24 protein-coding genes and 1 tRNA gene are annotated in these 25,990 nt (G+C 57.1%); 15 read left to right on the top strand and 10 right to left on the bottom strand.

Translation table 11 applies throughout. The features are described from left to right. Positions 1 to 263 precede the first annotated feature (263 nt). From BJF91_RS12590 to BJF91_RS12580, 3 genes are all read left to right on the top strand, one after another. A complete protein-coding gene (locus BJF91_RS12590) occupies positions 264 to 1,607 on the top strand; it encodes a GGDEF domain-containing response regulator (protein ID WP_407639882.1) in 1,344 nt (447 codons plus the stop codon). Positions 1,608 to 1,823: 216 nt separating this feature from the next. Then, on the top strand, positions 1,824 to 2,750 hold the full coding sequence (locus BJF91_RS12585; protein ID WP_075614861.1) for an ABC transporter ATP-binding protein: 927 nt from the start codon (positions 1,824 to 1,826) through the stop codon (positions 2,748 to 2,750). Continuing rightward, positions 2,747 to 3,508 carry an ABC transporter permease gene (locus BJF91_RS12580; protein ID WP_075614860.1) on the top strand — a complete coding sequence of 254 codons (762 nt, stop codon included), beginning with the start codon at positions 2,747 to 2,749 and terminating at the stop codon, positions 3,506 to 3,508. The genes BJF91_RS12585 and BJF91_RS12580 overlap by 4 nt, the downstream gene beginning before the upstream one ends. Positions 3,509 to 3,515: 7 nt before the next feature. On the opposite strand, the gene BJF91_RS12575 is transcribed toward BJF91_RS12580, so the two are convergent. Genes BJF91_RS12575 through BJF91_RS12565 form a run of 3 tightly spaced genes read right to left on the bottom strand, consistent with a single transcriptional unit; the run spans position 3,516 to position 5,214 of the window. Further along, the gene (locus BJF91_RS12575) at positions 3,516 to 4,217 is read right to left on the bottom strand and encodes a retropepsin-like aspartic protease family protein (protein ID WP_075615604.1); all 702 of its coding nucleotides are present in this window, start codon (positions 4,215 to 4,217) and stop codon (positions 3,516 to 3,518) included. 2 nt (positions 4,218 to 4,219) lie between these two features. Continuing rightward, entirely contained in the window at positions 4,220 to 4,426 is a 207-nt protein-coding gene (locus tag BJF91_RS12570; protein WP_075614859.1) for a DUF1289 domain-containing protein, read from the bottom strand. A gap of 8 nt (positions 4,427 to 4,434) precedes the next feature. Next, the gene (locus tag BJF91_RS12565) at positions 4,435 to 5,214 is read right to left on the bottom strand and encodes an adenosylcobinamide-GDP ribazoletransferase (RefSeq protein WP_075614858.1); all 780 of its coding nucleotides are present in this window, start codon (positions 5,212 to 5,214) and stop codon (positions 4,435 to 4,437) included. A 365-nt stretch (positions 5,215 to 5,579) separates the two neighbouring features. Between BJF91_RS12565 and cobT the strand changes: the two genes are divergently transcribed. From cobT to BJF91_RS12540, 5 genes are all read left to right on the top strand, one after another. Then, entirely contained in the window at positions 5,580 to 6,602 is a 1,023-nt protein-coding gene (gene cobT, locus BJF91_RS12560) for a nicotinate-nucleotide--dimethylbenzimidazole phosphoribosyltransferase (RefSeq protein ID WP_075615603.1), read from the top strand. A 13-nt stretch (positions 6,603 to 6,615) separates the two neighbouring features. Beyond that, complete coding sequence (locus BJF91_RS12555; RefSeq protein ID WP_075614857.1) at positions 6,616 to 7,026, top strand: diacylglycerol kinase; 411 nt, start codon at positions 6,616 to 6,618, stop codon at positions 7,024 to 7,026. 24 nt (positions 7,027 to 7,050) lie between these two features. Further along, on the top strand, positions 7,051 to 7,296 hold the full coding sequence (locus BJF91_RS12550; RefSeq protein ID WP_075614856.1) for a hypothetical protein: 246 nt from the start codon (positions 7,051 to 7,053) through the stop codon (positions 7,294 to 7,296). A 419-nt stretch (positions 7,297 to 7,715) separates the two neighbouring features. Further along, positions 7,716 to 9,014 (top strand): O-antigen ligase family protein, encoded by a 1,299-nt coding sequence (locus BJF91_RS12545; RefSeq protein WP_075614855.1) that lies wholly within the window; start codon positions 7,716 to 7,718, stop codon positions 9,012 to 9,014. Positions 9,015 to 9,143: 129 nt separating this feature from the next. Continuing rightward, a tRNA-Cys gene (locus tag BJF91_RS12540) sits at positions 9,144 to 9,217 on the top strand. 410 nt (positions 9,218 to 9,627) lie between these two features. On the opposite strand, the gene BJF91_RS12535 is transcribed toward BJF91_RS12540, so the two are convergent. The 6 genes from BJF91_RS12535 to BJF91_RS12515 form a co-directional block, all read right to left on the bottom strand. Then, positions 9,628 to 11,298 carry a methyl-accepting chemotaxis protein gene (locus BJF91_RS12535; protein ID WP_075614854.1) on the bottom strand — a complete coding sequence of 557 codons (1,671 nt, stop codon included), beginning with the start codon at positions 11,296 to 11,298 and terminating at the stop codon, positions 9,628 to 9,630. Positions 11,299 to 11,742: 444 nt separating this feature from the next. Continuing rightward, positions 11,743 to 12,117 (bottom strand): hypothetical protein, encoded by a 375-nt coding sequence (locus tag BJF91_RS12530; RefSeq protein ID WP_075614853.1) that lies wholly within the window; start codon positions 12,115 to 12,117, stop codon positions 11,743 to 11,745. 103 nt (positions 12,118 to 12,220) lie between these two features. Beyond that, positions 12,221 to 12,631 carry a hypothetical protein gene (locus BJF91_RS12525; protein WP_075614852.1) on the bottom strand — a complete coding sequence of 137 codons (411 nt, stop codon included), beginning with the start codon at positions 12,629 to 12,631 and terminating at the stop codon, positions 12,221 to 12,223. 290 nt (positions 12,632 to 12,921) lie between these two features. Further along, a complete protein-coding gene (locus tag BJF91_RS25010; RefSeq protein WP_162843858.1) occupies positions 12,922 to 13,089 on the bottom strand; it encodes a Thivi_2564 family membrane protein in 168 nt (55 codons plus the stop codon). A 137-nt stretch (positions 13,090 to 13,226) separates the two neighbouring features. Next, entirely contained in the window at positions 13,227 to 13,760 is a 534-nt protein-coding gene (locus tag BJF91_RS12520) for an HD domain-containing protein (RefSeq protein ID WP_075614851.1), read from the bottom strand. Next, positions 13,753 to 14,733 carry a DNA polymerase beta superfamily protein gene (locus BJF91_RS12515; protein ID WP_075614850.1) on the bottom strand — a complete coding sequence of 327 codons (981 nt, stop codon included), beginning with the start codon at positions 14,731 to 14,733 and terminating at the stop codon, positions 13,753 to 13,755. The genes BJF91_RS12520 and BJF91_RS12515 overlap by 8 nt, the downstream gene beginning before the upstream one ends. 343 nt (positions 14,734 to 15,076) lie before the next feature. Here BJF91_RS12515 and BJF91_RS12510 point away from each other — a divergent pair, with 343 nt between their 5' ends. Beyond that, positions 15,077 to 15,325, top strand: a complete 249-nt coding sequence (locus BJF91_RS12510) for a hypothetical protein (RefSeq protein WP_075614849.1) — start codon at positions 15,077 to 15,079, stop codon at positions 15,323 to 15,325. Between the two features lie 29 nt (positions 15,326 to 15,354). Here BJF91_RS12510 and BJF91_RS12505 read toward each other — a convergent pair whose 3' ends face one another. After that, positions 15,355 to 15,681, bottom strand: coding sequence for a hypothetical protein (locus tag BJF91_RS12505; protein ID WP_075614848.1), 327 nt, complete (start codon positions 15,679 to 15,681; stop codon positions 15,355 to 15,357). 519 nt (positions 15,682 to 16,200) lie between these two features. Here BJF91_RS12505 and BJF91_RS12500 point away from each other — a divergent pair. From BJF91_RS12500 to exoR, 6 genes are all read left to right on the top strand, one after another. Beyond that, complete coding sequence (locus BJF91_RS12500; protein WP_075615602.1) at positions 16,201 to 16,854, top strand: protein-L-isoaspartate O-methyltransferase family protein; 654 nt, start codon at positions 16,201 to 16,203, stop codon at positions 16,852 to 16,854. A 491-nt stretch (positions 16,855 to 17,345) separates the two neighbouring features. Beyond that, entirely contained in the window at positions 17,346 to 18,749 is a 1,404-nt protein-coding gene (locus tag BJF91_RS12495; RefSeq protein ID WP_075614847.1) for a TolC family outer membrane protein, read from the top strand. Between the two features lie 220 nt (positions 18,750 to 18,969). Continuing rightward, complete coding sequence (locus BJF91_RS12490) at positions 18,970 to 19,839, top strand: PopZ family protein (protein ID WP_075614846.1); 870 nt, start codon at positions 18,970 to 18,972, stop codon at positions 19,837 to 19,839. Between the two features lie 204 nt (positions 19,840 to 20,043). After that, the gene (locus tag BJF91_RS12485; protein ID WP_075614845.1) at positions 20,044 to 22,887 is read left to right on the top strand and encodes a valine--tRNA ligase; all 2,844 of its coding nucleotides are present in this window, start codon (positions 20,044 to 20,046) and stop codon (positions 22,885 to 22,887) included. Between the two features lie 377 nt (positions 22,888 to 23,264). Continuing rightward, positions 23,265 to 24,479 carry an OmpP1/FadL family transporter gene (locus BJF91_RS12480; RefSeq protein WP_075614844.1) on the top strand — a complete coding sequence of 405 codons (1,215 nt, stop codon included), beginning with the start codon at positions 23,265 to 23,267 and terminating at the stop codon, positions 24,477 to 24,479. Between the two features lie 660 nt (positions 24,480 to 25,139). Continuing rightward, positions 25,140 to 25,907, top strand: coding sequence for an exopolysaccharide production regulator ExoR (gene exoR, locus BJF91_RS12475; protein WP_162843877.1), 768 nt, complete (start codon positions 25,140 to 25,142; stop codon positions 25,905 to 25,907). Positions 25,908 to 25,990: the final 83 nt, after the last annotated feature.

Below are 25,990 nucleotides of genomic sequence, written 5' to 3'. Positions count from 1 at the left end.
ATGCCGCTGCAGTCCGGTTGGTGCAGTTATAATATGCGGCTTTCAATCCGACTGCCGTGACGGCTAATTTGATTTTCCGCGATGCGGCCCATCCTTTTCTTCCGATGAATACGAGTATTCGCGATTGCACGTTGGAAGCAGCACTATGCGGGAATGCTCTGATCCGCCGTTGAAGGCGCAGCGGTGCTTTTCCGAAGCAATGGCGCGGTGTGATTGGGCAGGTATTGCCTGACGCCTGACGCCGGGAGGCCATGGAGAAGGACGTGCCACTATCTGAACTGTTTGACATTGTCGGACTGGGCGGCGGACCGTCTTCCGGTGCGCCGCTCAGGGTCCTGCTGATCGAGGATTCTCGTTCGATTTCCCGTCTGCTCGAGCACCGGCTGCGCACCAGCCTCGGGGCCGAGGTCACCTGTTGCATGAGCGCCGATATGTGCCGTGCCGTCCTGTCGCGGGAGGACTGCCATTTCGACATAGCGATCGCGGGATTGCAGATACCAGGGGCTGAGGATGGCGAAATGCTGGACGCGGTTATCGCGCGGAGCATACCTGTCGTGGTCTTCACCGGGACGTTCAACCTCCATATTCGCGAACAGATCATCGGGCGCGGCGTTGCCGATTACATCGTCAAGGACAATGACCGGGCGATGGATGTCGTCATTACCTCGGTGAAGCGGCTTTTGGCGAACCGGGCTTTCAAGGTGCTTGTCGTCGACGATATGGTCTCGGCGCGGCTTGGGCTGGTGGATATGCTTGTTCTCCAGGGGTTCCAGGTGCTGCAAGCCCGAACCGGGCGTCAGGCCTTGGAAATTCTGGCGGAGGAAAAGGAAGTTTCGCTCGTCCTGACCGACTACCACATGCCCGACATGAACGGGTATGAGCTGACCCGTACGATCCGCTCGCTCTATGCCAATGCCGATCTGCGCATTATCGGAATTTCCTCTTCTGCGGACCGACTGCTGTCGGCAAGTTTCCTGAAAGCCGGTGCCAGCGATTTCGTCTATCGGCCCTATGTCACCGAGGAGTTGCAATGCCGCATCGACTTGCATGTGCAAGCGCTGCTGCAGATTCGGCAGCTGCGCTCGGCAGCCTTCAAGGACTATCTGACCGGATTGAACAACCGCCGCTATTTCTTCAGCCAAGGGCCTGTATTGGTCGAGCAATGTCTGCTGCATAACCGCGCCTGCAGCGTAGCGATCGTCGATGTCGATCACTTCAAGCGGCTTAACGATACCCATGGCCACGAAGCCGGCGACCGGGTGCTTAAACACGTAGCCGACCGAATGACGGCCTATGCCAGCAATACTTCGGTTCTGCTGGGGCGGCTTGGCGGCGAGGAATTCGGGATCCTGATGCCCGATATGGATAGTGGTCAAGCCCAGGTGTTTTGCGACGGCCTGCGCGAGCATCTGGCCCAGGGGCGCGTCGTTCTCGCAGCCGGCGAGGTGGGGCTGACCGTTTCCGTTGGCGTGGCGGAAGTCGGCGGACGCGAGACATTCGACAATTATCTGAATGCAGCCGACCAGTATCTCTATCTAGCCAAGCAGAATGGCCGCAACCGGGTCTTCAACGATCACTCTTTAACTGCAGTCGCGTTAAACGCTTGATTTCCAGCGAAATTACCGCCGTCCACCGCTCTTTTTCGGTTTCAGGTAAAAGATTTGCCTGATGGCGGTGGCCGCCTCCGGTCGCCGTGCTATATAGGCGCCTCTGTCGCTCATCGTCCGCTGCGGGAGGCAAGGCCGGTCAGGCGCGTGGATAAAATCCGTGTTGCCGATCGACACTTGGAGCCGTCAGGCGGAAATTCAGGATTGTCTGCAAGCATGGCGCCTATCATATCGATCACCTCCCTGACCAAGACTTATTCCACCGGGTATTCGGCCCTGAAGAATGTGTCCCTTGATATAGAGGAGGGCGAGATCCTGGCGTTGCTCGGGCCGAATGGAGCCGGCAAGACAACCCTGATCTCTATCGTCTGCGGCATCGTCAATCCCAGCTCCGGGACGGTTCTGGTCGACGGCTTCGACGTCGTGCGCGACTTTCGCAAAACCCGCGCCGCTATCGGCCTGGTGCCGCAGGAACTGACGACGGACCAGTTTGAAACCGTGTGGAACACCGTCTGCTTTTCGCGCGGCCTTCATGGGCGCAAGGCCGACCCCGCCTATATCGAGCAGGTGCTGAAATCGCTGTCGCTCTGGGAAAAGCGCGATGCCGTGCTGCGTGAACTCTCGGGCGGCATGAAGCGGCGAGTGCTGATCGCCAAGGCGCTGTCGCATGAGCCGCGAGTGCTGTTCCTCGACGAACCTACCGCCGGCGTCGACGTTTCCCTACGCCGCGACATGTGGGCGCTGGTCAGCGACCTCAAGAAGCGTGGCGTGACCATCATTCTCACCACCCATTATATCGAGGAGGCCGAGGAGATTGCCGATCGCATCGGCATCATCAACAAGGGCGAGGTGCTGCTGGTCGAAGACAAGGCCGTGCTGATGCGAAAGCTTGGGCGCAAGCAGATGATTCTGGATCTGGCCGAACCGTTGAAGAGCCTGCCAGGGCGGCTGGACGATTGGAACCTGAGCCTTGCCGGCGAAGGGCGCCAGATCGTCTACGATTACGAACCGCAGGCAACGCCGGGCGCGATGATGGCGCTGCTGGCGGCGCTGGAGACCTCCAGCATCGCGGTAACAGACGTTGCCACCAGACAGACCTCGCTCGAGGATATTTTCGTTTCGCTGATCGGGGAAAAATCATGAATTACACGGCGATCTGGGTGATTTACCGAGCAGAAATGCAGCGCATGCGCCGCACGCTGCTGCAGAGCCTGATTTCTCCCGTCGTGTCGACGGCGCTTTATTTTATCGTCTTTGGGGCGGCGATCGGCTCCAGGATGCAGGCCGGCAATGCGGTTGCCTATGGCGGCTTCATCACGCCGGGGCTCATCATGCTGGCGCTCATCACCCAGTGCATCGCCAATGGTGCAAACGGAATCTACTTCCCGAAGTTTACCGGGACGATTTACGAAATTCTCTCCGCACCGATTGCGTTGCCCGAAGTGCTGATTGGCTATGTTGGCGCCGCAACCACCAAGGGCATGATTCTCGGCCTGATCATTCTGGCAACCTCCACTCTGTTTGTGGATATGCGGATAGACCATCCCCTGCTGATGCTGGCTTTCATGCTGCTGACCGCTATTTCCTTCAGCATTGCGGGCTTCATTATCGGCGTCTGGGCGCAGAATTTCGAGCAGTTGAGCATGGTGCCGACGCTGGTCGTGCCGCCGCTGACGTTCCTCGGTGGCACCTTCTATTCGATCAGCGCACTGCCGCACGCCTGGCAGGTGGTCAGCCATTTCAACCCGGTCTTCTACCTCGTCAGCGGTTTCCGTTGGAGCTTCTTCGGCGAGGCCGACATCAATCCGCTCATCAGCCTTGGCATGGTCGGCCTGTTTCTAGCCGTTTGCCTCGTCGTGATCGCCCGGATGTTCAGCACCGGCTACAAGCTGAAGGCTTGATCAGCCATCAATCCGTCAGCCGCAATTCGTCGCCGCGGATCTGGACGCTGTCGAGTGTCGATAGAAAGCTCATACCCAGAAGGCTGCCATCCATGCGGCCTTTCTGCGTGACGAGCGCCCGCACATTGTTGCGCACGATAGGGCCAATCGCCACCTGACGCAGTACGGTCGGTGCGGCGAGGGCATCGCCATTGGCCGTGCTGACCGTGACGCCGAAGTTCAGCTTATTGGTATCGATGCCCAGTTTCTCGGCGTCTTCGGTGCTTAGCACCACAGAACTTGCGCCGGTGTCGACCATCATCGGCATGGTAACGCCTTCTATCTCGACCTTGGCGGAAAAATGCCCGGAGCGGCCACGCTGTAGTACGATCTGGCTTTCGCCGTCGCTGGTGGTCGTGACGACGGCCCGGCCCGGGATCAGGCCGCCCAGCACGCGGTCGGCAACAGTGGTTGCATCCTGTCGATAGACATAGCCTGTCACCAGAACGAGCGCGATCAAAAGCCAGGCGGCGGCATAGCGCAGGTTGCGGCTGAGATTGTGCTGGCTGGCAAGCATGCTTGCCGAAAGAACCATGATGAACGGCAGCAGAACCAACGCCTGGGCGAAATCGTCATTGTCCATGCCGAAGGTTTGGCCGCTATTGTTGTTTGCGATCAGGATCATCAGGCCGACGGAAAGGATAGCGATAACAACAACGAATCCGTCGATCTTCATGGGCTGGTCCAGTTCGGTTTGGGCAACGAGGAAAGACGCGCCATGATCGTCTGGCGCTGGTCATGGCTGTAATACGACCAGTTCATGATCTCCTCCAGCGTTCGGCCGCAGCCGATACAGACCGATCGGTGTTCATCCAGCGTGCAAACGCGGGTGCAGGGCGAGGAAATGGGGTCGGCGGGGGTGGCGGATGCTGTGGTCATGGCCTTTGCTATACCGCCATCGACAGAGTGACCAGTGCGACGATTTCACAGATCTGCTGTGTGGCACCGATCGTATCGCCGGTCTGGCCGCCAAGCCGTCGTCGCGTCAACTGGTTGAAGCCAAAAGCAGCCGTGGCCGAGATGAAAAGCGTGACGGCTAATGGATGGAAGGAGGCGAAGGGCGTGATGGTGATCACCGCCACAGCCAGTCCGAAAAACAATGCCGTATAAAGCGCCGTGTCAGTGGGTTTGCCGAGCGAGGCGGCGACGCCACCCGGCCGGGCCGGGGGAAGGGCATGCCAATGCCAGACCATCAGCGCCCGGCTGACGGCGGCGATGCCGATCACGGCAAGTGCGACGTCGAGGGGTGCCAACCGGTTGGCGAGCGCTGCAAGTGCAGCCACCCGCAGCCCAACCCCGAGCACCAGGGCGAGTACACCATAGGCGCCGATACGGCTGTCCTTCATGATCTCAAGCGCTCGCTCACGGCTGGCGCCGCCAAAACCATCTGCCGTGTCGGCCAAACCATCCTCGTGCAGCGCGCCGCTCAGGATGACCTGCAACGCCACCGCAACGAAGGCCGCGATGAGGCTGCTGGCGCCTAGATTGAGGAGCAATGCCAGCGCCAGCCCGACTGGCGCTGCGATGACTGCACCGGCCAGGGGAAAGGCGCGTGGCGTGCGGCTCATTTCACCGGAATGACCGGCAAAGAAGCGCGAGGACACCGGAAGCCGGCTGAGAAAGCCGAGCGAGCGGGCAAGATCGTCGACAAGCGCATTGAGGGTCATCACATCGGTCCACTGCGGAATTTCTGCAAGCTCCGGCCACGACTGCCGACCTGCCTCGCCTGACTGACTATATAGCTGCGATAGTGCGATTTGCCAGCCGGAAGGATCTCCTGTCTTGGTCGCAGGAGTGCAAGAGGAGCCAGGACTTTAAATCCAATAATTTTTGATCCGAATCGATTCCGCTGCGGGGATTTATGCAGTAAGAAGGGCGCCGTCTTCGCATGAGCGAAGGATGTGATGCCTTAAGCATCGGACCGAAAAGTGGGAACCGGTTTTCGAGCATATCCGATGCGCAAACAAAAATTTGGGGCATCGGTCCGATTCTGTTTTCCGGTCCGATGCTCTATGACAAGAAAGCCTGCCTGATGAGTGTGACCGGTCTGCCGTTTGACGATTTCCGAGTGCTGCTGCGCGATCTGCCCGGGCCTGACAGCCAGGCGCTGGTTACAGCGCGCGACCGTGACCGGCAATTGACCAAGCCGCCGGGCTCGCTTGGGCGTCTCGAAGAAATCGCCATGTGGCTTGCCGCCTGGACGGGGCGCGCGCCTGCGGTCAATCGGCCGCTGGTGGCGATTTTCGCCGGCAATCACGGCGTGGCGCGCCATGGCATTACCCCGTTCCCGGCGTCCGTGACCCAGCAGATGGTGGAGAATTTCGCCGCTGGCGGCGCTGCGATCAACCAGATCTGCGCGGCGAACGACCTTGGCCTGAAGATCTTCGATCTGGCGCTGGATTACCCGACCGGCGACATCACCATTGAGCCGGCGCTGTCGGAACGCGACTGCGCTGCCACTATGGCCTTTGGCATGGAAGCGATTGCCGGTGGTACCGATCTTCTCTGCCTTGGCGAAATGGGGATCGGCAACACCACGATTGCGGCCGCCATTAACCTAGCGCTGTACGGCGGCACTGCCGAAGACTGGGTCGGCCCCGGCACCGGTTCGCAAGGCGAGATGCTGGCGCGCAAGATCGCCGTGGTCAAGCAGGCCGTCGAGTTCCATCGGGAGCATCTCTCCGATCCTCTGGAAGTGATGCGGCGCTTGGGCGGGCGGGAAATCGCTGCCATGGCGGGCGCGATCCTGGCGGCCCGCGTGGAGCGTATTCCCGTTCTGATCGACGGCTATGTCGCGACGGCGGCCGCGGCTCTGTTGAAGGCCGCCAATCCGTCGGCGCTCGATCATTGCCTGATCGGCCATGTCTCGGCAGAACCGGCGCATATGAGGGCCATCGACAAGCTCGGCAAGACGCCGCTTCTGGCGCTTGGCATGCGCCTTGGCGAAGGCACGGGTGCTGCCTTGGCGGCCAGCATCGTCAAGTCTGCCGCGGCTTGTCATTCCGGCATGGCGACCTTCGAACAGGCCGGCGTTACCAACGCCGGCACCCATTGATGCGCAGGTGCCGATGATCGTCGACGGCGAAGAGCCAGGCTCCTTTGAGCGCAAAGCCGCCCCCTTCGAAAAGAAGACAGGCTTTGCGCATCTGTTCGCGGCCACCCGCTATTCCATGCAGGGCCTGCGCCGCCTTTGGAAAGAAGCGGCTTTTCGCCATGAAGTGCTGGCCCTGGCAACTGGCCTCGTGCTTTTGACCTTGCGCGGTGCTGCACCCTTGCATTACCTCGGCTTTCTGCTGCTGATGCTGGTGTTGTTTGCCGTGGAGGCGCTGAATACGGCGATCGAAGACGTGATCGATCGGATTTCGCCGGAGTTTTCCGTCGTGGCCCGCAATGCCAAGGATCTCGGCTCTTTTGCCGTGTTCTGCCTGCTGGTTGCCAATGCGCTATATGTTGCCTGGGTGATGCTGTTTGCAGGCTGAGCCGCAAAAGAGAGAACAAAACTGATGAAACGCCTGCTACGTGTGATCCTGGTCATGATCATCGCTGCCATCGTGCTATTCGGCTCGCGCTGGTATTCCTACGTCACCAATACGGAAAGCCCGTATCAGGAGGTCGGCATCGACATCAATAGCCGGCTTCCCGACCCTTTCAACAAGTGGGGCTGCGCGAAACTGCAGGCTAATTTCGGCACGATGCTGCCGCCCGCCGGCTGCCAGAGCCCCGAAGACCCCAAGAAATGGCGCTCCTGACGGCGATATGCTGATCCGGGTCTAGACGCCCCAGCGCTGCCATCGGGCAAGCGCGATCTGTTTCCCCCAATGGAACGAATTCGACATTATTATCCACTTGCCGCGCGCCCGAGGATCAACTGTCAAATTCTTCCAGTAGAAACAAAGGGGTATTTGTCTGAAATAGTGTGATATTTGCTCCGGAGGGTGCTGCGACCCGTTGCAAATGTCACAATGAGAGCCCTGAAGAAGCCTCGTTACTTCAAAAATCAGACTGAGCGCCAGATACAGCCGAAAATGGCGATTATCCTGCGATGTCATTATTAAGACTGTTGCGCTAAGAAGGACCCGGCGGCATCCGTGCAGAACGCCGTCTATGGGGCTATTTTCGAGCTGGTTTTACTTGTCGACAAGAACAAAGCCGGTTCTGTGGGATAAAGATGCGCATCAGCAGGGTCAGTCTCGTCGAGCCGGGAGAAAACAGCATTTACGGCGTTACCGCCGTTTCGTTCTCCTGGCTGGTTTTTGCCTATTCCGCCCGCTGGGGGCAGATCGCGATCCTGAGCTATTATGGCCTGTGGCTGTCGATGATCTTCGTTGATTATCGCCGGGTTCTTGGACCGTTCTATCGTTATCCCTGGCTTATGGCCTTTCTTGCTATCGCGTTTCTGTCGGTTTTTTGGTCGAATGACCCATCTTCTTCGGCACGCGCCTTCGCGCAGTACATGTCCCATATCGCGTGCGCCCTGGTCGCAGCGCGGATCATCGACACACAGACTTTCCTGCGTGGCGGCTTGATCGGCTCTGTCCTCGTGCTGCTCTACTCTATTTTGTTTGGCGAATACCTGCTGGATCCGCTCGATGGCACGGTCGGATTTATCGGCGCTTTCTCGTCGAAGAACCAGCTTGGGCTCTACGCTTCCCTTGGGCTGTTCGTCGCCTTCTCAGCGGTGTTTCTGGCCAAGGAACGGGAGCGCATCTGGCTAGCGGCGGCGGCTATGACCGTGGTGCTGGCTATCTACTGTCTATATGCGGCCCTGTCGGCAACGTCAGTCATAACCATTGCAGCTGTCATCATGGTGTCGCTCGTGCTGCAGATGGGCATGAAGCTGATGCCAAGCAACCGGGTTGTGCTGTTTGTCGGCGGCGGCCTGTTTTTCCTCGTTGCCGGCGCAGCTTTTGTCTATGGCGGAGGTAGCGATCTGATCCTCGGCCTGTTCGGTAAGGATTCGACATTGACCGGACGCACTTATCTCTGGCAGCAGGGGATGACGGTGTGGTCGCGCAATCCGATCTTCGGAGTCGGCTATCAGGCCTATTGGCGGCAGGGCTCTTCTGAGCCGGAGCGTCTCTGGGCGGAGTTTTTCATCGATTCCCGCCAAGGCTTCCATTTCCATAATACCTATATCGAAGTCGCTGTTGAAAATGGCGTTGCTGGCGTGCTGTCGCTCTGCGCTGTCCTTTATACGGCGCTGTTCGGCCATCTGCGCCGACTCTTGACCCGGGTCGTGGACGTGGATTCGTCCGTGATGTTTGGCCTGATGCTGCTGCTGGTCATCCGTTCCTTTGTGGAAATCGACATCATCTTTGCCTATCAGGTCGGCTCTTTCCTGATGTTTTTTGCCGCTGTGCGGCTGACGATAAAGCATCAGCGTAGCAAGCGGAAAGTCCGCCTGTTCTCCGCCGAAAAGAACGATTTGGTCAGCGGTAGCGTGGCGGTCCGCAACTGGACGACCTAGTGACAACGCCCTGATCGGTACTCCCCGCCCAGCTAAATTGGCCAATGACAGGTTTTTCGGAAATTCCTCTTGCGCTTCGTTTCGATCCGTTCTAAATGCCCGTCACCACACGCTTTTAAGTTATGGAATGGCCTCGTGGCGGAGTGGTTACGCAGAGGACTGCAAATCCTTGCATCCCGGTTCGATTCCGGGCGAGGCCTCCATTCAAATTTATAGTAATTTCAGGTACTTAAGTCGAGCCGAGCGCATGTCGCCACGGCGCGCGTTGCAACGTTGTTGCGTGCTATTCTCTGTGATTTCCAAGAGTTTTCCCGCGAGGCGCGGCGGTCGCTGGCGGGCTCCAGGGGCAGGGCAGGGAGCTAATGCATCGACCGCTCGCGTCCTCGGCGGCCATGCGCTGATCTGCCGGCAGCTTCTTGAGCTGCTGGACGGTCAGCGCATGCATACGGTTACAAGATAAGGGCGGATGTGCCGGAATAGGGGACTGCAGCGGCTGAGAGGGAGCGGGATGAGTTGTGGGAGTTTGTCAGCCGGTGATGTTGACCATCGGCATTGAATTTCAACTCTTGCCACTCATCCTGCTTCAGGACGACGTTCTCTACATGTGATTAGCTTACGCCGCGCGTCTTTTCTGACTGCTATGGTCCCGGCCAAGTGTGAAGCGGGATATGAACTGGCGTAGGCGTTGTGTTTCGGTCGCGAGTGTGGCGCTCGCCGCATTCGATTCTTCGACCATCGCGGCGTTCTGCTGGGTCACCTGATCCATCTGGTTAACAGCTGAGTTCACCTCTGAAAGACCCGTCGCCTGCTCGCGCGCCGAGCTGGCGATTGCTTGCATATGGTCGTTAACCGCGACGATATTGTCCTGGATCGTTTTCAATGCTTCACCGGTTTCGCTGACCAGCTTGACACCGTTCTTTACCTCTTCGGACGAATTGCGGATCAGCTCTTTGATCTCTTTTGCCGCCTGTGCCGAACGCTGCGCGAGCTCGCGTACTTCCTGGGCAACAACAGCGAAACCTTTACCGGCTTCACCGGCGCGTGCCGCTTCGACGCCTGCATTGAGCGCGAGGAGGTTTGTCTGGAAGGCAATTTCGTCGATGACGCCGATGATGTTGGAGATCTGGTTCGACGACTGCTCGATGCGGGCCATGGCACCGACGGCCTCTGCGACGATCTGGCCGGAGCGCGTTGCACTCGTGTCGGCAGCTTGCGTCGCATGCCGGGCTTCATCAGCGCGTTTGGAGGCGTTGTTCACGTTGACGGTGATCTGGTCGAGGGCAGCGGCTGTTTCTTCCAGAGATGCGGCTTGTTGTTCGGTTCGCTTCGACAGGTTCTCGGCGCTCGAGCTGATCTCGCGGCTGCCGTTATCGATCTGGTCAGTGGACTCGGCCACAGCAATGAGCGTCGTGGCAAGTTGACCAACGGCTTCGTTCAGGTTGGTTCTGAGCGATTCAAAATCGGCAGCAAATGCCTTGTCGACAGTAAAGCTGACATCGCCCTTGGCTAGGCGTCCAAGCGCATCGCCGATGGTTTCCACGGCATGACGGCGTTCGCTGACATCAGTGGCAAACTTAACGATCTTGATGATTTGGCCGTGTTCATCCGTGATCGGATTGTAGGACGCGTTCAGGTAAATCTTATGGCTGTTTTTTCCGTACCGTGTGATGTCGCCGATCTTAGGCTTATTCGCCTTCAGATCTGTCCATAGAGCAGCGTATTCCTGGTCCCCGGACGCTCCGGACTGCAGGAAAATCCTATGGTTCTTTCCCTTGATCTCTGTGAGCGTATACCCCGTAGCCTTCAGGAAATTCTCGTTTGCGGAAACAATGACGCCGTTCGGATCAAACTCGATAACCGCTTGCGCCCGGCTAATGGCCATAAGCTGGCCGCGATAGTCCTGATTCTGCAATCGCTCCTTGGCGTTTGCCCACTCGACGACGAAGCCGGTGGTCTTGGCTCCATCCCTCAATGGCGTGACAATCAGGTCGAAGGCCCTTTGACCGACCCAGATGGTCGCCTTGTGCTGGGTCTTTAGGCTTGCCAGCATGTTGCGCTGGTGACTGGGATTTTTATGAAAAATATCTATGTTGCTACCGATAAGCTTGTCGAAGTCGAAGCGTGGCAGTTCCTTCTTCAGATCGCTTTCTGCTTCCTTAAGAAGTTCCTTCGTCGCTGCGTTCATGTACCGGATGTTGAGATTTGCATCTGCGATCATGATGTTCGCAGTAATCACTTCGAGCGATGCGAGCTGTGCACGATTATTAGCGGATAACCCAAACATAGAGATGGTCCTTTGGCCAAGCTAGGATGACGGACCTCGACTGCGAAACGGTCGAAGGTAGACAAACTGCAGGCCACAAGTTTGATTTCCGGGAATCTGTATATCTTGTCGACTTTGCAGGCTTTTCTGCCTTCATGACATATAATATTAGCCGTAACGAATTTGTTAAAAAAACACGTTTGGATTAAAACGCCGAGGGCGGCCGGCCTGCCGTGCTTCTTAAAAGTGTCAGAAAAGGTTGCGATGAATTGTAACTGTCGGCATCATGCCGGTTCAAGATGGCACTGGCCGATGAATGCCTGAGGCTTGGACAAATCCATCGGCTGTGTCGCATCGGGGATGGCGGCAATCGCCACCAGTGATGTGTCCTGGCTATACGCTCGGTGCGGCTATGAACTGGCCGAGATCCATTTCAGAAAATTGTCTAACAGGTATCGATAGGCTCTATTGCGGCAGCTTGTTTACATGAGCGCAGATATCGCGAGCCAGAGGGGTAAGTTTGCCTCGGTGACTTGCGAATTTGATGTCGCCGACATTGTCGCAACTGGCACCTGCCGTGACGCCTTTGCAGGAACTGGTTTCAGCTTTCAGCATTTGTTCTTGATCGCTTGCTGTCTGCCGCTCTTTATAGCCGTCGAGCGCGTCGCGCAGATCAGCCGGTGTCAGGTGGTCAAGGTGCTTTTCTGGACAGAGAAGGTTGATCTGTCGCGTATAGGCGCGCCAGACCGGATCGGTCGGCTGGCTGCCGGCTTCGGTAGACAAAGCGTTGTGGCCGACGAGACTGCTTAAGGTAACAACGGCAAAGAGCATGGCTTTCATAGCGGCTTTCTCACAGGCCAATGATCATGTTCTATAGAAGGCTCCCACGCCTGAAGAGGAAGAGCCGGCATGAGCAAGACAGCGAGCCGAATGGCCCCAATCGTCAGCGGCCTGAATCAATAATTTTGCAAATGCTCGAGCGCACCGCGTCCTTGCTGGTAAGCTGACCGGCCTGGATATCAAACACTGCGTCGACCCTGACAGCTGCGCCTTTCTGACGGGCGACAACGCGCAGAGTCTGGATCCGGCCACTGCCGCTCGTCTCCTGAAAGGCATCAATTGACGACAGATCGTTGTTGATTTTTATACCGGAAAAACCTTCTGCCGCCACGGCCTGCGCCAGCTGCTTCAAGACGACAGATGCCTTGGCTTTCGGGTATTCCTGCCACGAACGATAACTGAGTGCCGTGACCATGGGAACACCGGTGACTTGGAAATTATTCTCGCAGGATGCCGCTTGTGCATGTGCCGTAACAGCCAAGAGCATCGACGTCGCCAGGATCACAATTTTCATTTTCTCTTCAATCCGTTGAACATGTGTCGAAATAAGACCAGGAGTTCAGCGTGAATGAATGCTAGCTGTCAACGTGTACAGATGAGCTAGTCCCAACGATCGCATGCCGCTCGTGCTGTTGATAAATGTCGCGGACCTCGCTGCCGTTGCGGTGCCTTCTGATGGGGCTGGCTAGGGATATTGGTCCGCATGTGGCCGGGAAGCGCCGACTGTGGCGCTGCGCCGGGCGGCTCGATGGGGTGTTTCAGCCTGGAACCCCGACAGCGGTATCCTGTCGGGGTGTCGTTACCTTAGAACACTGCAATATACTTCAGCAGTGAAACAATACCGATGATAATGACGATGATGCGGGCGATCTGTTTTGCCCGCGCATCGAGTGGCAACATGCCGATGAGGTAAAGAACCAGCACGATCACCAGGAAGGTGATCAGGATGCTGATGAGAATTGAAGTACCCAAAGCCCCACTCCTTGAAGACGCAGAATTGCGCTATGTGGTGGTAACTAATGCAATGATTTCAGAAGGAAAGGGGCGGGCATTAAAATGGCAGCTCGCCGGTCGCGTCTGGAATTTCGGCCTGGCAGCTGCCCTTGCCTTCATCCTGCATCAGTACGCTCCAGGACCTGCTTATAGGCGATGTCCCGCAGCTGCTGATCGCCATCGGTCAGCTCCTCGAGCAACAGGAGCTTTTCCTTCTTATAGGTGCCGTTCCAGAAGCCGGGATCATGTGTCTTGATGGAGATTGTGTTGTCGATCATGTCGGCCATCTTGATCGTCTGGACCTCTGGTGGGGCCATGGCAAGGTGCTTTCGATCCAATCGCTTTCGGATCTCGCGATTGCCGTGATAAGGCGTCGAGACATCCGTGAGCCAGGCCACCAAGGTCGCCACCTTTTGGCCGAAGGTTTTCTTGATGTCGTCAAGCGTGGCGTCTGTGTCCTCGACGACGTCGTGGAGGATGGCCGCAATGATCATCTCTTCGGTATGTTCGACGGTCGCAACGATCCGTGCGACCGCGATCGGGTGATTGACGTATGGCTCGCCGGTGTATTTCCTGACCTGGCTGGCGTGGGCGTCCGATGCGAAGGCTATGGCGCGCTGCACGCTCTTCTTCTTGAAAAGATCATCCATTTTTCACCACCTCTGTCCGATAGGCCTCATAGACGAAGCTGTTGATCCAGTCATAATCGGGTTGTTCTGGAAGAGTGGAGCACTCGGCGACCGCATTGACGGTTTCCAGAAGTCCTTCTATCTCGTCAGCGACATCTTTATAGGACAACCGGCCCAGCTTGATATCAAGCACATGCTTTGCATCAGGTAATGGAAAGGTGATTTGTCCGGTTTTCAGAAGCTCGACCGCCTGGTGTCCAATGCGAACGGCGTGGGAAAGCGCCTTCCAGTCGACACCTTGGTTACTTTCGGCCATAAGAGCCCGCTTGCCGTATTCGCCGACCAACCGCTGCATGATGTCATGCGCATTCTTGATCGTCGCGGTCAGCGGCATCTTTCGATCACATACCTCCCACAACTCGATATCCTGGCCGTTAGGCGTTCTGTCCTGGAGAATGGCCATATGATCATAAGAGGCTACCAGCTTGTGGATCTCTTGAGCATGCAGATCAAGCTTGGCGCCTGCACCGCTTGTCTCCATAGCCCTCGTAAGCAATGAGAGCGCTGCCCGCGAAGACGCAACACGCGAACCGCGGATGCCGTATTTGTTCGCCTGAGCTTTGACATAGCCCACGAACGAGGCCGACTTCCGAGTGAGCAGTCGAGATCGGTTGGCCGCAATATCGGCCCAAAGAGGATCTGGCGGGATGATGTGAGCCCAATCTGGCGCAAAAAGAAGATCCATCGCGACGGTCTGGCCTTCGGACGCGAGCTTCAGGAACTTCTGGAGGCTGAACGCTTCCTCATCAATATCGCCGGCAACATTTCTCTCCCCGACTTGTTTAGGGCGTTGATTGGTTATCACCTCTCGAATGTCCTGCAGCACAATCTCCCGGGCCGGGGGTATGAATATGCTTTTGTAGTCGATATCTGACGCCGGTGTGGAGGTGCCGTAGAGATGGCTACCGAACTTGATGCGCATGATGGTGTCCATTGTTTTGCTCCTTAACCGGCCACGACACGCATTGCGCTTCCTCGCACCACGACATTAAGCCGGTGGATCGACACGTCCTCTCTTTTCCTTATTTCCGATGGAGGCGATGGCTTGCAACTGTCGACCGCGCAAAAAGCGTTAGCGAGCTCAATGCCGCCCCATGCAACGCTTGTGGAAAAGGTGTAACAGTACGATCCGTATCGCGGGCAAGGTCGTTTGCGCTTAGGAAAGTTTCTGCCTTCATGACGTGGACAGGCTGACTGTCTGAAAGTGCCAATTGTTTATATTTAACCGATCCATAGATCACTCTATTCAACGCCTTCCTGCCATGTCAGAATAAGCAATGTCTCATAATGACCTTCAATACGTCTTGCAGACGCTTTATGATGCGGGTGAACGGGATGTTCATGCGGGGGATTTGCCTTGGTCGTCAGGCATGACGCCGGCGATCCTGCAGGCTTTGACGATGCTTTACATGACAAGCAGGGAGAGGGGCGGGGAAACTTTTTTTTCGCTTACTCGGACGGGCTATGGTGCGATTGGCAAGGAGCCTCCATCGCTTTTTCCGTTCCTGCGCCGGTTGTTTGGCTGACGGCGTCTTATCTAGCAGATGGTTAGCAGTTAAAATCCGGCATCCTGGCGGTCGAAATGCCAGGTGAGGACCTGCGCGCCTTGGCGCAATGTCATGATTGCCGGGCCTGCATTGGGTTCTTCGGGAACGCCGATCAGCAGCGGCCAGCGACGCAGGAAGCGAATGAGGATGCCTTCACCGGAATCATTGACGGCGAGAACGATATCATCGCGGTATCTTTCTTTCAGCTCCTCGCCGGACACAGCGGCCAGTGATGCAGTCAATTTATAATGATTCGAAAATGTGATCTGCAATGTATCGGCGCGGATAGCCAAATCCTTCACCGAACTGCCGATAATGTCTTTTGGTTTTATCATCTGGTCGCCGTTGCAACTTTAATTGATGGTCTTGGTTAGCTCAGACAAACCTTTAAGCCAAAGGTCCGTTTCAGTATTAACGCCGGTTTTTCGCGTCTTTTGGTTGTTTTTTCGATTTATCGCTATCGAGCGTTTTGTGCAAGAACTGTAAACGCGTTGTTTCCGCGACAGCCGATTCTAATTTCCTTTGTCCTAGGGCAGATTTCCTCAAAAATACATTGATTTGGTTGTGGGTGATGTGACCAATATTGGGTTTATTCTGCGAAGAAACGATGCTGCGTTGCGGCGTTCCATTAACCAACTGTCGCTTTTGCCCTACCCGACGTGGCGGAACTGGTGCTTGTCAGGCAGAGATTTTAGGCGCTCCAGGCTGGACATGGCTTGAAAGCCGCGTTGCCGCCGATTAAACACGCTGAGGAGACGTGCGATCTTTTTGCAGATGGCGCGCCCGTAATGGCAGTTCGATGGTGTGCCGCATAACGGCGGCGGACCTGAACCCGGTGTGAGATGGGCAACGATATGATCGACTTTGAAGCAGCGCGAGCGAAAATGGTGGATGGCCAGATTCGCACGACGGATGTAACTTCCCATTCCGTGCTTTCGGCATTTCTGTCCGTGCCGCGCGAAACCTTTGTGCCGGACAGCATGAAGGCGCTTGCCTATATCGATGAGGATTTGCAGGTCGCCCCTGGCCGTTATCTGATGGATCCGTCGCCGCTCGCCAAGCTGTTGCAGCTGGCGGAGATCGGTCGGGAAGATGTCGTTCTGGAGATCGGTGCAGGCACCGGCTATGTGTCGGCACTGCTTGCTCGCCTTGCCGGTTCTGTGGTTGCGGTTGAAAGCGACGAACAACTCGCTGCGACGGCGCAAGCCAATCTCGCCAAGGTTGGTGCAGCGAATGTGAAGGTCATGCACGGGCCGCTCGAAGCTGGCCATGCCAAGGATGCGCCCTATAACCTGATCTTCTTCAGCGGCGCCGTCGAAAATGTGCCGGAAGCGCTGTTCGATCAGCTTCACGAAGGTGGACGCGTGATCGCCGTCGTCGGTCGCGGTCACTCGGCCCGAGCTCATGTCTTCGTCAAGGCCACCGGCTCGGTGTCGACCAGCTCTGTCTTCAACGCCTCGATCAAGCTGCTTCCCGGCTTCGAAAAGGCGCGTGAATTCGTTTTCTGAGGCTTTAGACGAGCTTCGTCTGTATCACCGCTCGCGTGAAATATTTTTTAACTGTTGAAGACCGGATCGGCCGCGGCGCCGATCCGGTCTTTTTTTCGTTATAGGCGTCGACGCCAGACAGCTCGCTTTGGTTGTGCCGTTGCTCGAGCATTAAATGCGTAGCGTAACTGTTGCTCTAGCGACCTTTGCCGCCACCATAACAAGGAATTCCCCAACAGAATTCCTGTTTGCCCCCGGAATTTCCCCTGGGTGATTTCTGGTCAGCTTCACGCAATCTAGCGCTCTACAATGGCCGATGTCACAGAGCCTTCGCGAATCCGCTGCAATGTTCACAGCCATGGCGCGTAGTTGGAATTGTTCCGAGGGGAATGGGACAAGATTGTCAGAATCGCGATGCGGTGGGACAGTCAATGCAAATCAGGCGGTCCTGCGGGGCCGGCTCCTTCATGATGGAAGGGGTCTTGGCTTAATTGAATTTGGGAGATGTATCCTTGTCGAGCCTTCGTAAAGTGGCCTTAGCCGCAGCTGTCCTTCCTCTCCTGTTTCAGCCTTGTGTCCTGCGCGCCGAAACGATTTTCGGAGCCATGGAAAAGGCCTACAAGAACAATCCGGATTTGAATTCCGTGCGCGCCGCCTTGCGTGCGACAGACGAGAGCGTGACAATCGCCAAGGCTGGATACAGGCCGCAGCTCGGTATTTCGATGTCCGCCACCCAGTCGTCGCTGGCAAATTTCAACGGTGGTGCGATTGGTGCCCGGCCGGCGGACAAGTTTTCCGAAGACTATTACAAGACAGATGTGCAGATAACGCTGACCCAGCAGATCTTCGATGGCTTCCAGACGTTGAACAATGTCCGTTATTCCGAGGCCAGCGTTCGCTCCAGCCGTGAGAGCATGAAAGCGGATGAAATCCAGATTTTGCTTGGCGCGGCTCAGGCCTATGCCGATGTGGCTCGAGACCAGCAATTGGTGGCCATTCGACGCCAGAACCTGAACTTTCTCAAAGAGCAGTTGAAGTCTGCCAATGCGCGGCTCGATGTCGGCGAGGGCACCAAGACGGATGTCGCTCAGGCGGAAGCGCAGCTGGCTGCGGCTGAAAGCCTGCTTGCCTCGGCGATCTCGCAGTTGCGGCAAAGCGAGGCTTCCTACGTGGCGGTCGTCGGTGAAATGCCGAAGGACGTGCGGCAGCCGGTACGCGCGAGCAAGGCGATGCCGGCCAATCTTGATGCTGCCGTGGCGGTCGGTATTCGCGAGCATCCCAATGTGCTTGCCGCATTGCATGCTGTGTCGGCGGCGCAGTATCAGGTGAAATATGCCGAAGGCAGCCTGCTGCCCGGTGTCAGCATTCAGGGCGCGTTCGATCGTCACAACACCGACAATCCCAGCGAATCCAGCGACCGCGACTATTCCGGCGCCTCGATCACAGCGCAGGTGAAAATTCCGCTTTATCAGGGCGGTTCGGAATACGGGCAGATCCGCAAGGCCAAGGAAACCGTTGGGTCTCAGGAATTAAAGGTCGACTATGCCCGCTTGTCGGTGCGCAAGCAGGTGATGACGGCCTATGCTCAGATGCAGGCGGCAACCGCTGCGATCGCATCGGGACGCAAGCAGGTTGCGGCGGCTAAGCTCGCCCTGCAGGGCGTGATCGAAGAGCGGAATGTCGGCCAGAAGATCACGCTCGACGTGTTGAATTCGCAGCAGACCGTCCTCGACGCCGAGGAAAGCCTGGTCACGGCGCAGCGCAACGAAGTTGTAGCAAGCTATTCGCTGCTTGCTTCGACCGGTGCGTTGACCGTGCAGAGCCAGGGCTTGAAAGTGGCCGAATACAAGCCGGAAGAGCATTACGAGGCGGTCAAGGACCAGTGGTTCGGCATGCGGGCCGCTAACGGCAAGTAACTGTTGCTCGCCTGAGGCCTCGGCGCAAAATCTCTCTCTGAGGCTTTTCGGGTCGGTCACCCAATCATTGTGGCCCGCGGCAATTCTCGATTGCGGTCATAAAGCTGTGTATTGAGTCGCTTCTGCATTTCAGGGAGATTTCCTCGCGCGAAGGCGTATCCTAAGGTCAACCGAATCATATGGGGCAGGCCGGTAGGGTTCAAAGCCAACGGGGATTGTAATGGCGCAGCCGAATGTATCGCGTGAACCATCCATGGAAGAAATCCTGGCATCCATTCGCCGGATCATTGAAAGCAACGAGCCAGCCCCCGGCCGCAGCTTCAACAACTATGGCTATGACAACGAAGTCGATGAACTGGATATTCCCGGCGACGCATTTTCAGTAGAGGCCTTGCCGATGGAACTGCCGGTTGCAGCCAATCAACCAGGCCCAGTTTCAGATCAGGGCAATGCAGCCGATCGTGGTCACATCAATTCCCAGCCTATGGAGGATGCCGGCAGGTCGGTTCAGAAGCCGGTGTCGCTGGCCGATTTGGCTGCCCGGGTGCGCGCGACGGCCGAGCGACGCGATGAGCCGCCTGTTCCTGAATTTGCCCATGAAAGCCAGCCGCAGCAGCGGGATGCCGGTGCCATCGCATCTTTTGGCTCTCCCGTTGCGGGTGGTTTCAGCGATATGCCCATGGCGAGGGCCCGGATTGCGGAGCCTGAGGCGATGAGCGCCAGCCAGCGCCATATCGAAGCCTTGTTGCAGTCCGAGCCGATGTCGCCGGCAAGCGTCGCGGCATCCTTGCCTGCTGAACAGCCGGCAACGATCGAGCGCCGCGAAGAGGAGCAGCAGCAGGTGCGCCAGGATCATCAGGACAGTGATCGCAACGGTCTTCTGTCGATGCAGGCAGGCGCCCAAGTTGCAAAGTCGTTCGAAGAGCTTGCCGCCGTGGTCGATGGCCAGCAGCGGCGCTCGTTGGATGAGATCGCTCAGGACATGCTGCGGCCCATGCTGCAGGACTGGCTGGACGACAATCTTCCGACATTGGTCGAACGACTGGTGCGCGAAGAGATCGAGCGCATCGCCCGCGGCCCGCGCCGCTGATGAAGATCGTCAGGCAGGCGTGAATCCAGACGAAGCTTATAGGCTTGGAGCCGCCCGGATGACGGGCGGCTTTTTGCTTTCCTTCCTTGACACTGCGCAGCCTCTCCGGTTTACACAAACCCTGGCTTTGCCAGTGACTTTACCGAAATCCCCCGGTCCATCTGGTTCGCATTGAAGCAGAAGGACCCAAAATCCGGTCAGAACATGCTCGACAAGACCTATGATTCCGCTCTCGTAGAACCGAAGATCGCCAAGGCCTGGGATGAGGCAGACGCCTTCCGCGCTGGCGCCAACGCCAAGCCGGGTGCGGAAAGCTTCACCATCGTGATCCCGCCGCCGAACGTGACCGGGTCGCTGCACATGGGTCACGCACTCAACAATACGCTGCAGGACATCATGATCCGCTTCCAGCGCATGCGCGGCAAGGATGTGCTGTGGCAGCCGGGCATGGACCATGCCGGCATCGCCACGCAGATGGTTGTCGAGCGTCAGTTGATGGAAAAGCAACTGCCCGGCCGGCGCGCCATGGGGCGCGACGCCTTCATCGACAAGGTCTGGGAGTGGAAGGACGAATCGGGCGGGCTGATCTTCAATCAGCTGAAGCGCCTCGGAGCCTCCTGCGATTGGTCGCGTGAGCGGTTCACCATGGACGAAGGCCTGTCCGAGGCCGTTCTGGAAGTCTTCGTCACGCTCTACAAGCAGGGCCTGATCTACAAGGACAAGCGGCTGGTCAACTGGGACCCGAAGCTCTTGACTGCGATTTCCGATCTTGAAGTCGAGCAGCACGAGATCAACGGCAATCTCTGGCACCTGCGCTATCCGCTCGAAGAGGGCGTCACTTATCGCCACCCTGTTGCCTTCGATGACGAGGGCAAGCCGACGGAATGGGAGGTACGCGATTATCTGGTCGTCGCGACCACAAGGCCCGAGACCATGCTCGGCGATACCGGCATTGCGGTTCACCCTGATGACGAGCGCTACAAGGACATCGTCGGCAAGCATGTGATCTTGCCGATCGTCGGCCGCCGCATTCCAATCGTCGCCGACGAGTATCCAGATCCGACGGCCGGTACCGGCGCCGTCAAGATGACGCCTGCGCATGACTTCAACGACTTCGACGTCGGTAAGCGCGCTGGCCTCAGGATGATCAATATCCTCAATATCGACGCGACCGTCACGCTTGTCGACAATGACGATTTCCTGGAGGGGCTGACGCCTAGCCGCGAGCAGGAAATGGTCTGGGGTGAGCTGGAAGGCCAGGACCGTTTCTTCGTGCGCAAGAAGATCGTCGAGATCTTTGAAGCCGAAGGTCTGCTCGACCAGATCGTGCCGCACAAGCATATGGTGCCACATGGCGACCGTGGCGGCGTGCCGATCGAGCCGCGCCTGACCGAGCAGTGGTATGTCGACGCCAAGACGCTGGCCAAGCCCGCGATCGAGAGCGTGCGCGAAGGCCGCACCAAATTTGTCCCTAAAAACTGGGACAAGACCTATTACGAGTGGATGGAAAACATCCAGCCCTGGTGCGTGTCGCGTCAGTTGTGGTGGGGCCATCAGATTCCGGCCTGGTACGGCCCGGATGGTCAGGTTTTTGTCGAAAAGACCGAGGAAGAGGCGCTGCACGCCGCCATCCAGCATTACCTGTCTCATGAAGGCCCGATGAAGGCGTTTGTCGAAGACAAGATCGAGAACTTCAAGCCGGGCGAGATCCTCACCCGCGACGAGGACGTGCTGGATACCTGGTTCTCTTCGGCACTCTGGCCTTTCTCCACACTGGGCTGGCCGGAAAATGCGCCTGAGGTGGCGCGCTATTATCCGACCAATGTCCTGGTTACCGGCTTCGACATCATCTTCTTCTGGGTCGCCCGGATGATGATGATGAGCTTGCATTTCATGAAGGACGAGGCCGGCAATCCGGTCGAGCCGTTCGAGACCGTCTATGTCCACGCCCTGGTGCGTGACAAGAACGGTCAGAAGATGTCGAAGTCCAAGGGCAATGTCATCAATCCGCTGGAACTGATCGACGAATACGGTGCCGATGCCCTGCGCTTCACGTTGGCGATCATGGCCGCCCAGGGGCGCGACGTGAAGCTGGATACGGCCCGTGTTGCCGGCTATCGCAATTTCGGCACCAAGCTTTGGAACGCGACGCGCTTTGCCGAGATGAACGGTGTGAAGAGCGATCCGTCCTTCTTACCGGAAACGACGTCGCTGGCGATCAACCGTTGGATCCTGACCGAGCTGACCCGCGCCCAGAGCGAGGTGACCGAGGCTGTTGAACACTTCCGCTTCAATGATGCGGCAACGGCGCTCTATCGCTTTGTCTGGAATCAGTTCTGCGATTGGTATCTGGAACTGCTTAAGCCCATCTTTGCCGGTGATAACGAAGCCGCCAAGGCCGAGGCGCAGGCTTGTGCGGCTTACGTGCTGGAAGAGATCTACAAGCTGTTGCATCCCTTCATGCCGTTCATGACGGAGGAACTTTGGGCGCATACGGCCGGCGAGGGCGCTGCGCGCGAAACCTTGCTTTGCCATGCCGATTGGCCGGTTCTGTCGTTCAGTGACGAGCATGCCGCCGCCGACATCAACTGGTTGATCGATCTGGTCAGCGGCATTCGCTCGGCCCGCGCCGAAATGAATGTGCCGCCATCGGCCGTGGCGCCGCTGGTCGTGGTCGGGGCCAATGGCGTCACCCGCTCCAGGCTTGAGCATCACGAAGCCGCCATCAAGCGCCTGGCGCGGGTTGGCGATATCAGCCACGCGGCCGAAGCGCCGAAGGGCTCTGCTCAGGTGATCATCGGCGAAGCAACGGCCTGCCTGCCGCTCGGCAGCCTGATTGACCTGGGCGCGGAGCGGGCGCGGCTTGAAAAGGCGATCGGCAAGGTCGACCAGGATATCGAAAAGGGTCGCAAGAAGCTCGGCAACGAGAAGTTTGTCGCCAATGCCGATCCCGAAGTCGTCGCTGCTGAGCGCCAGCGTCTGGCTGAACTCGAAGAACAGCGCGGCGTACTGGCTGTGGCCCTGCAAAGGGTCAATGAAGCCGGCTGACATCTGCTGAGGATCGATTGCATTTTTAAAAGCCCGGAGGCGTGACCGCCTCCGGGCCTTTTGCTGATGGTTGCAACGTGTGCGCGATTAATTGTGCGATGCAATACATGTGCCGAAAAGACACGATCACCACGAACGACGTCGCTGTTGTCGTTCTGCAACGGATGCGGTGAAACGTAAAAAAATATTCTGAAAATGGCGGGATAAGTCTTCTATTAAGCAAAACCCTCCTTCCAATTTGGCGAAATTGCGGCGCTAATGAGATCTTACGTAAATTTGACGCCTGTCATGCTGCGCTGCACTTGCAATTCGTAAAGTTGTCATTTGTTTTGAATAGGTTAGGCTTGCCTATGAAATTTTCTATATGCGGAGGGGACATGATAAAAAGACATATTTCTAGCGCGGCTCTCGCCTTGCTTGCGACAGGCCTGGTTGGCACTGAGGCAATGGCGGGCGGTCTGGAGCGCGGCGGCTATAACATCGACCTCCTGTTCGATCCTTCCGCTGTGACAGCCGAAGGTTCCACTGTCTACGTGATGCCGGATCGAAAACTTAAGAACGCCAAGGATGTGGATCCCTCCGATGGTTTGGGGTCAAACGGCTTTGGTGGCGGCACGACCACCGCAAAAGATACCGAGAATTACTGGAATTCGCGCGTTGGGATCAAAGCGGCAATCGGCAGCGAGGCGGACTGCCTTGTCGATTATTCGCAGCCCTGGGGCGCTCACAGCAAGCCGGGTGCAAATTGGGTCGGCGCTCAAAGCAACATCGAAACCAAGATCAAGAGCGAAAACTATGGTCTGACCTGTTCCTATCGTTTCGATGCTGGTCCGGGTCAGATCAGGGTGATCGGCGGCGGCTTCTATCAGGAAGTCAGCGGTTTCAAGGATCGTCTGGTCGTGCCGGATGCGTTGACGCCGTTCGGCAACGGCGTCGGACATCTTGAACTGAAGGGTGACGGTTGGGGTTGGCGCGCTGGTCTCGCCTATGAAATTCCCGAATATGCTTTCCGCGCCAGCCTGGTCTACAACAGCGAAGTCAAGCTCGACAATATTACCGGCAAGCTGGACCTCAGCCAGGTCAATGGCGCCAATTACAACGTCTACGGCTCTCAGGCCATGCCTGATTCAGTTGAGCTTAAGGTTCAAAGCGGCATCGCACCGGATTGGCTCGCCTTTGGTTCCGTCAAGTGGGTCGACTGGAGCCAGTTCCAGCAGATTCCCTTCTACATCAAGGGTACGAACATCGCGATCACGCAGTTGGATCTCGGTTACCGGGACGGCGTTACGGTCGTAGCAGGCGTCGGCCACAAATTCACCGATCAGTGGAGCGGTGCCGTCAGCCTGAGCTGGGATCGTGGCACGTCTCAGGGTTACGGCGCACAGACGGATACCTGGGCTGTCGGTGCAGCGGTGTCCTATGCGCCGACCAAGAATGTCGAATTCCGGCTCGCCGGTTTGGTCGGCCTTCTGACCAGCGGCAAATCCGGTACCGTTGTAATTGACGGTAAGACGTATGGCGACGATGCGACCTATTCCTTCGGTAATGATGTGGTCACGGCATTGAATGCCAACCTGAAGGTCAAATTCTAATCCTGGCAGCAGTTGTCTCGGTAGGTTTTTGACGAATTTGTAAAAAGGGCTCGGTTGTTTTCAAAAGCAACCGAGCCTTCTTTTTTACGGCTGGTTCGATGATGGAGCTGTGAACAATTCGTTAACTCAGCCTATGTCGGTTTTTGTCGTTTGCGACAACATTTGTGCTGAATCTGCAACACGGCCTATATCGTCATCACGGTAATCCTCGACACGCTAAAATGTCTATTTCCCGCCACAAATGGAGCGCAGCAAAGTTGGTGTGCGAAGTTCTGGGTGTGCAATCTCCGCGCTTACCCAGAACGGTCACGGCTCCTGCGGCGCTGAAAAAGCCGCATTTTCAAGTGGGTCTTGGGCGTTCTGGCGATGTGAGGGCGGTGAGCGAGTATTCCGGGCAGCAGTTTCAACTTCAAGGCCGCTTTCTTGCCCGAAAGCTATTATATGCTGGGGAAATAGACGGAGCGCCAAGAATAATTTACCGGATTTCAATCCGGTTGCGTTCTTTATGGGACTTGGATCTGGTGCCGGTTGCGGACGTTGTTGTTTGTGCCTCGGTCGTAAATCCTTCGCTTGTGCGTAGAAGGGCCTTTGGTCGTGGAAATGTTTAAGGTGTACGGTAATCAGGGGCGGGTGTTCTGGCGATCTTCAGTTTTCGTGCTGATGTCGCTGGCTGTCGGCAACCTGTTTTGCGCGCAATGTGCCCATGCCTTTGACATCAAGTCGGGCGTTTCGAAGGAATCTGGCCCTTTCGATCTGTTCAAGTTTGGCTTTAATGCTCAAAAGAGCGGCAAGACGGAAGATGCCGTCGAAGCCTATCGTTATGCCGCCGAAAAGGGCCATACCGGTTCTCGCTGGGCGCTTGCCAACATGTATGCCGATGGTGATGGCGTCGTCAAAAACGATTATGAAGCTTTCAAGATCTATTCCGAAATCGCCAATCAAGGTGTCGAGCCTGGATCGGAAGACACGGTCTATTTCGTCAATGCGCTGATTTCTCTTGCCAACTACTATCACGAGGGCATTGCCGGCAGCCCCGTCAAGACGGACCTTGCCCAGGCGCGCCAGCTCTACTTTCAGGCAGCCTCGACCTTTGGGTTTCCGGAAGCGCAGTTTGAACTCGCCAAGATGCTTCTGGCCGGCGAAGGCGGTAAGCGCAATGTGCAGCAGGCCAAGAAGTGGCTCAACCTTGCTCGCAAGAACGGCCATGCCGGCGCCATGGCGCTGTTTGGCGACGTAATTTTTGAAGAGGGCCAAGCTGCGCGCGGTCTCGCCTTCTTGACGGCAGCGCTCGACAAATGCGCGCCGAAGGACTGCACCTGGATCGAGGATTTGCAGGAACGGGCATTTTCCTTGGCGGAGGAAAAGGATCGGCGCGTCGCCGTGGCGCTCGTGCCGCAGGTGCAAAACAGCCCGGACGCCGATCCCTGATCGATTGCGCCTAAGAGGCTTTAAACCAGCCTTCCTCTACAGTTCCAAATTTCAGCAAAGCTCTACCGTTAACGGCACTGGTC

It is taken from the genome of Gillisella taibaishanensis (assembly GCF_001938985.1).
Lineage (GTDB): Bacteria > Pseudomonadota > Alphaproteobacteria > Rhizobiales > Rhizobiaceae > Allorhizobium > Allorhizobium taibaishanense.
This window is presented reverse-complemented; position numbering and strand designations above follow the sequence as displayed.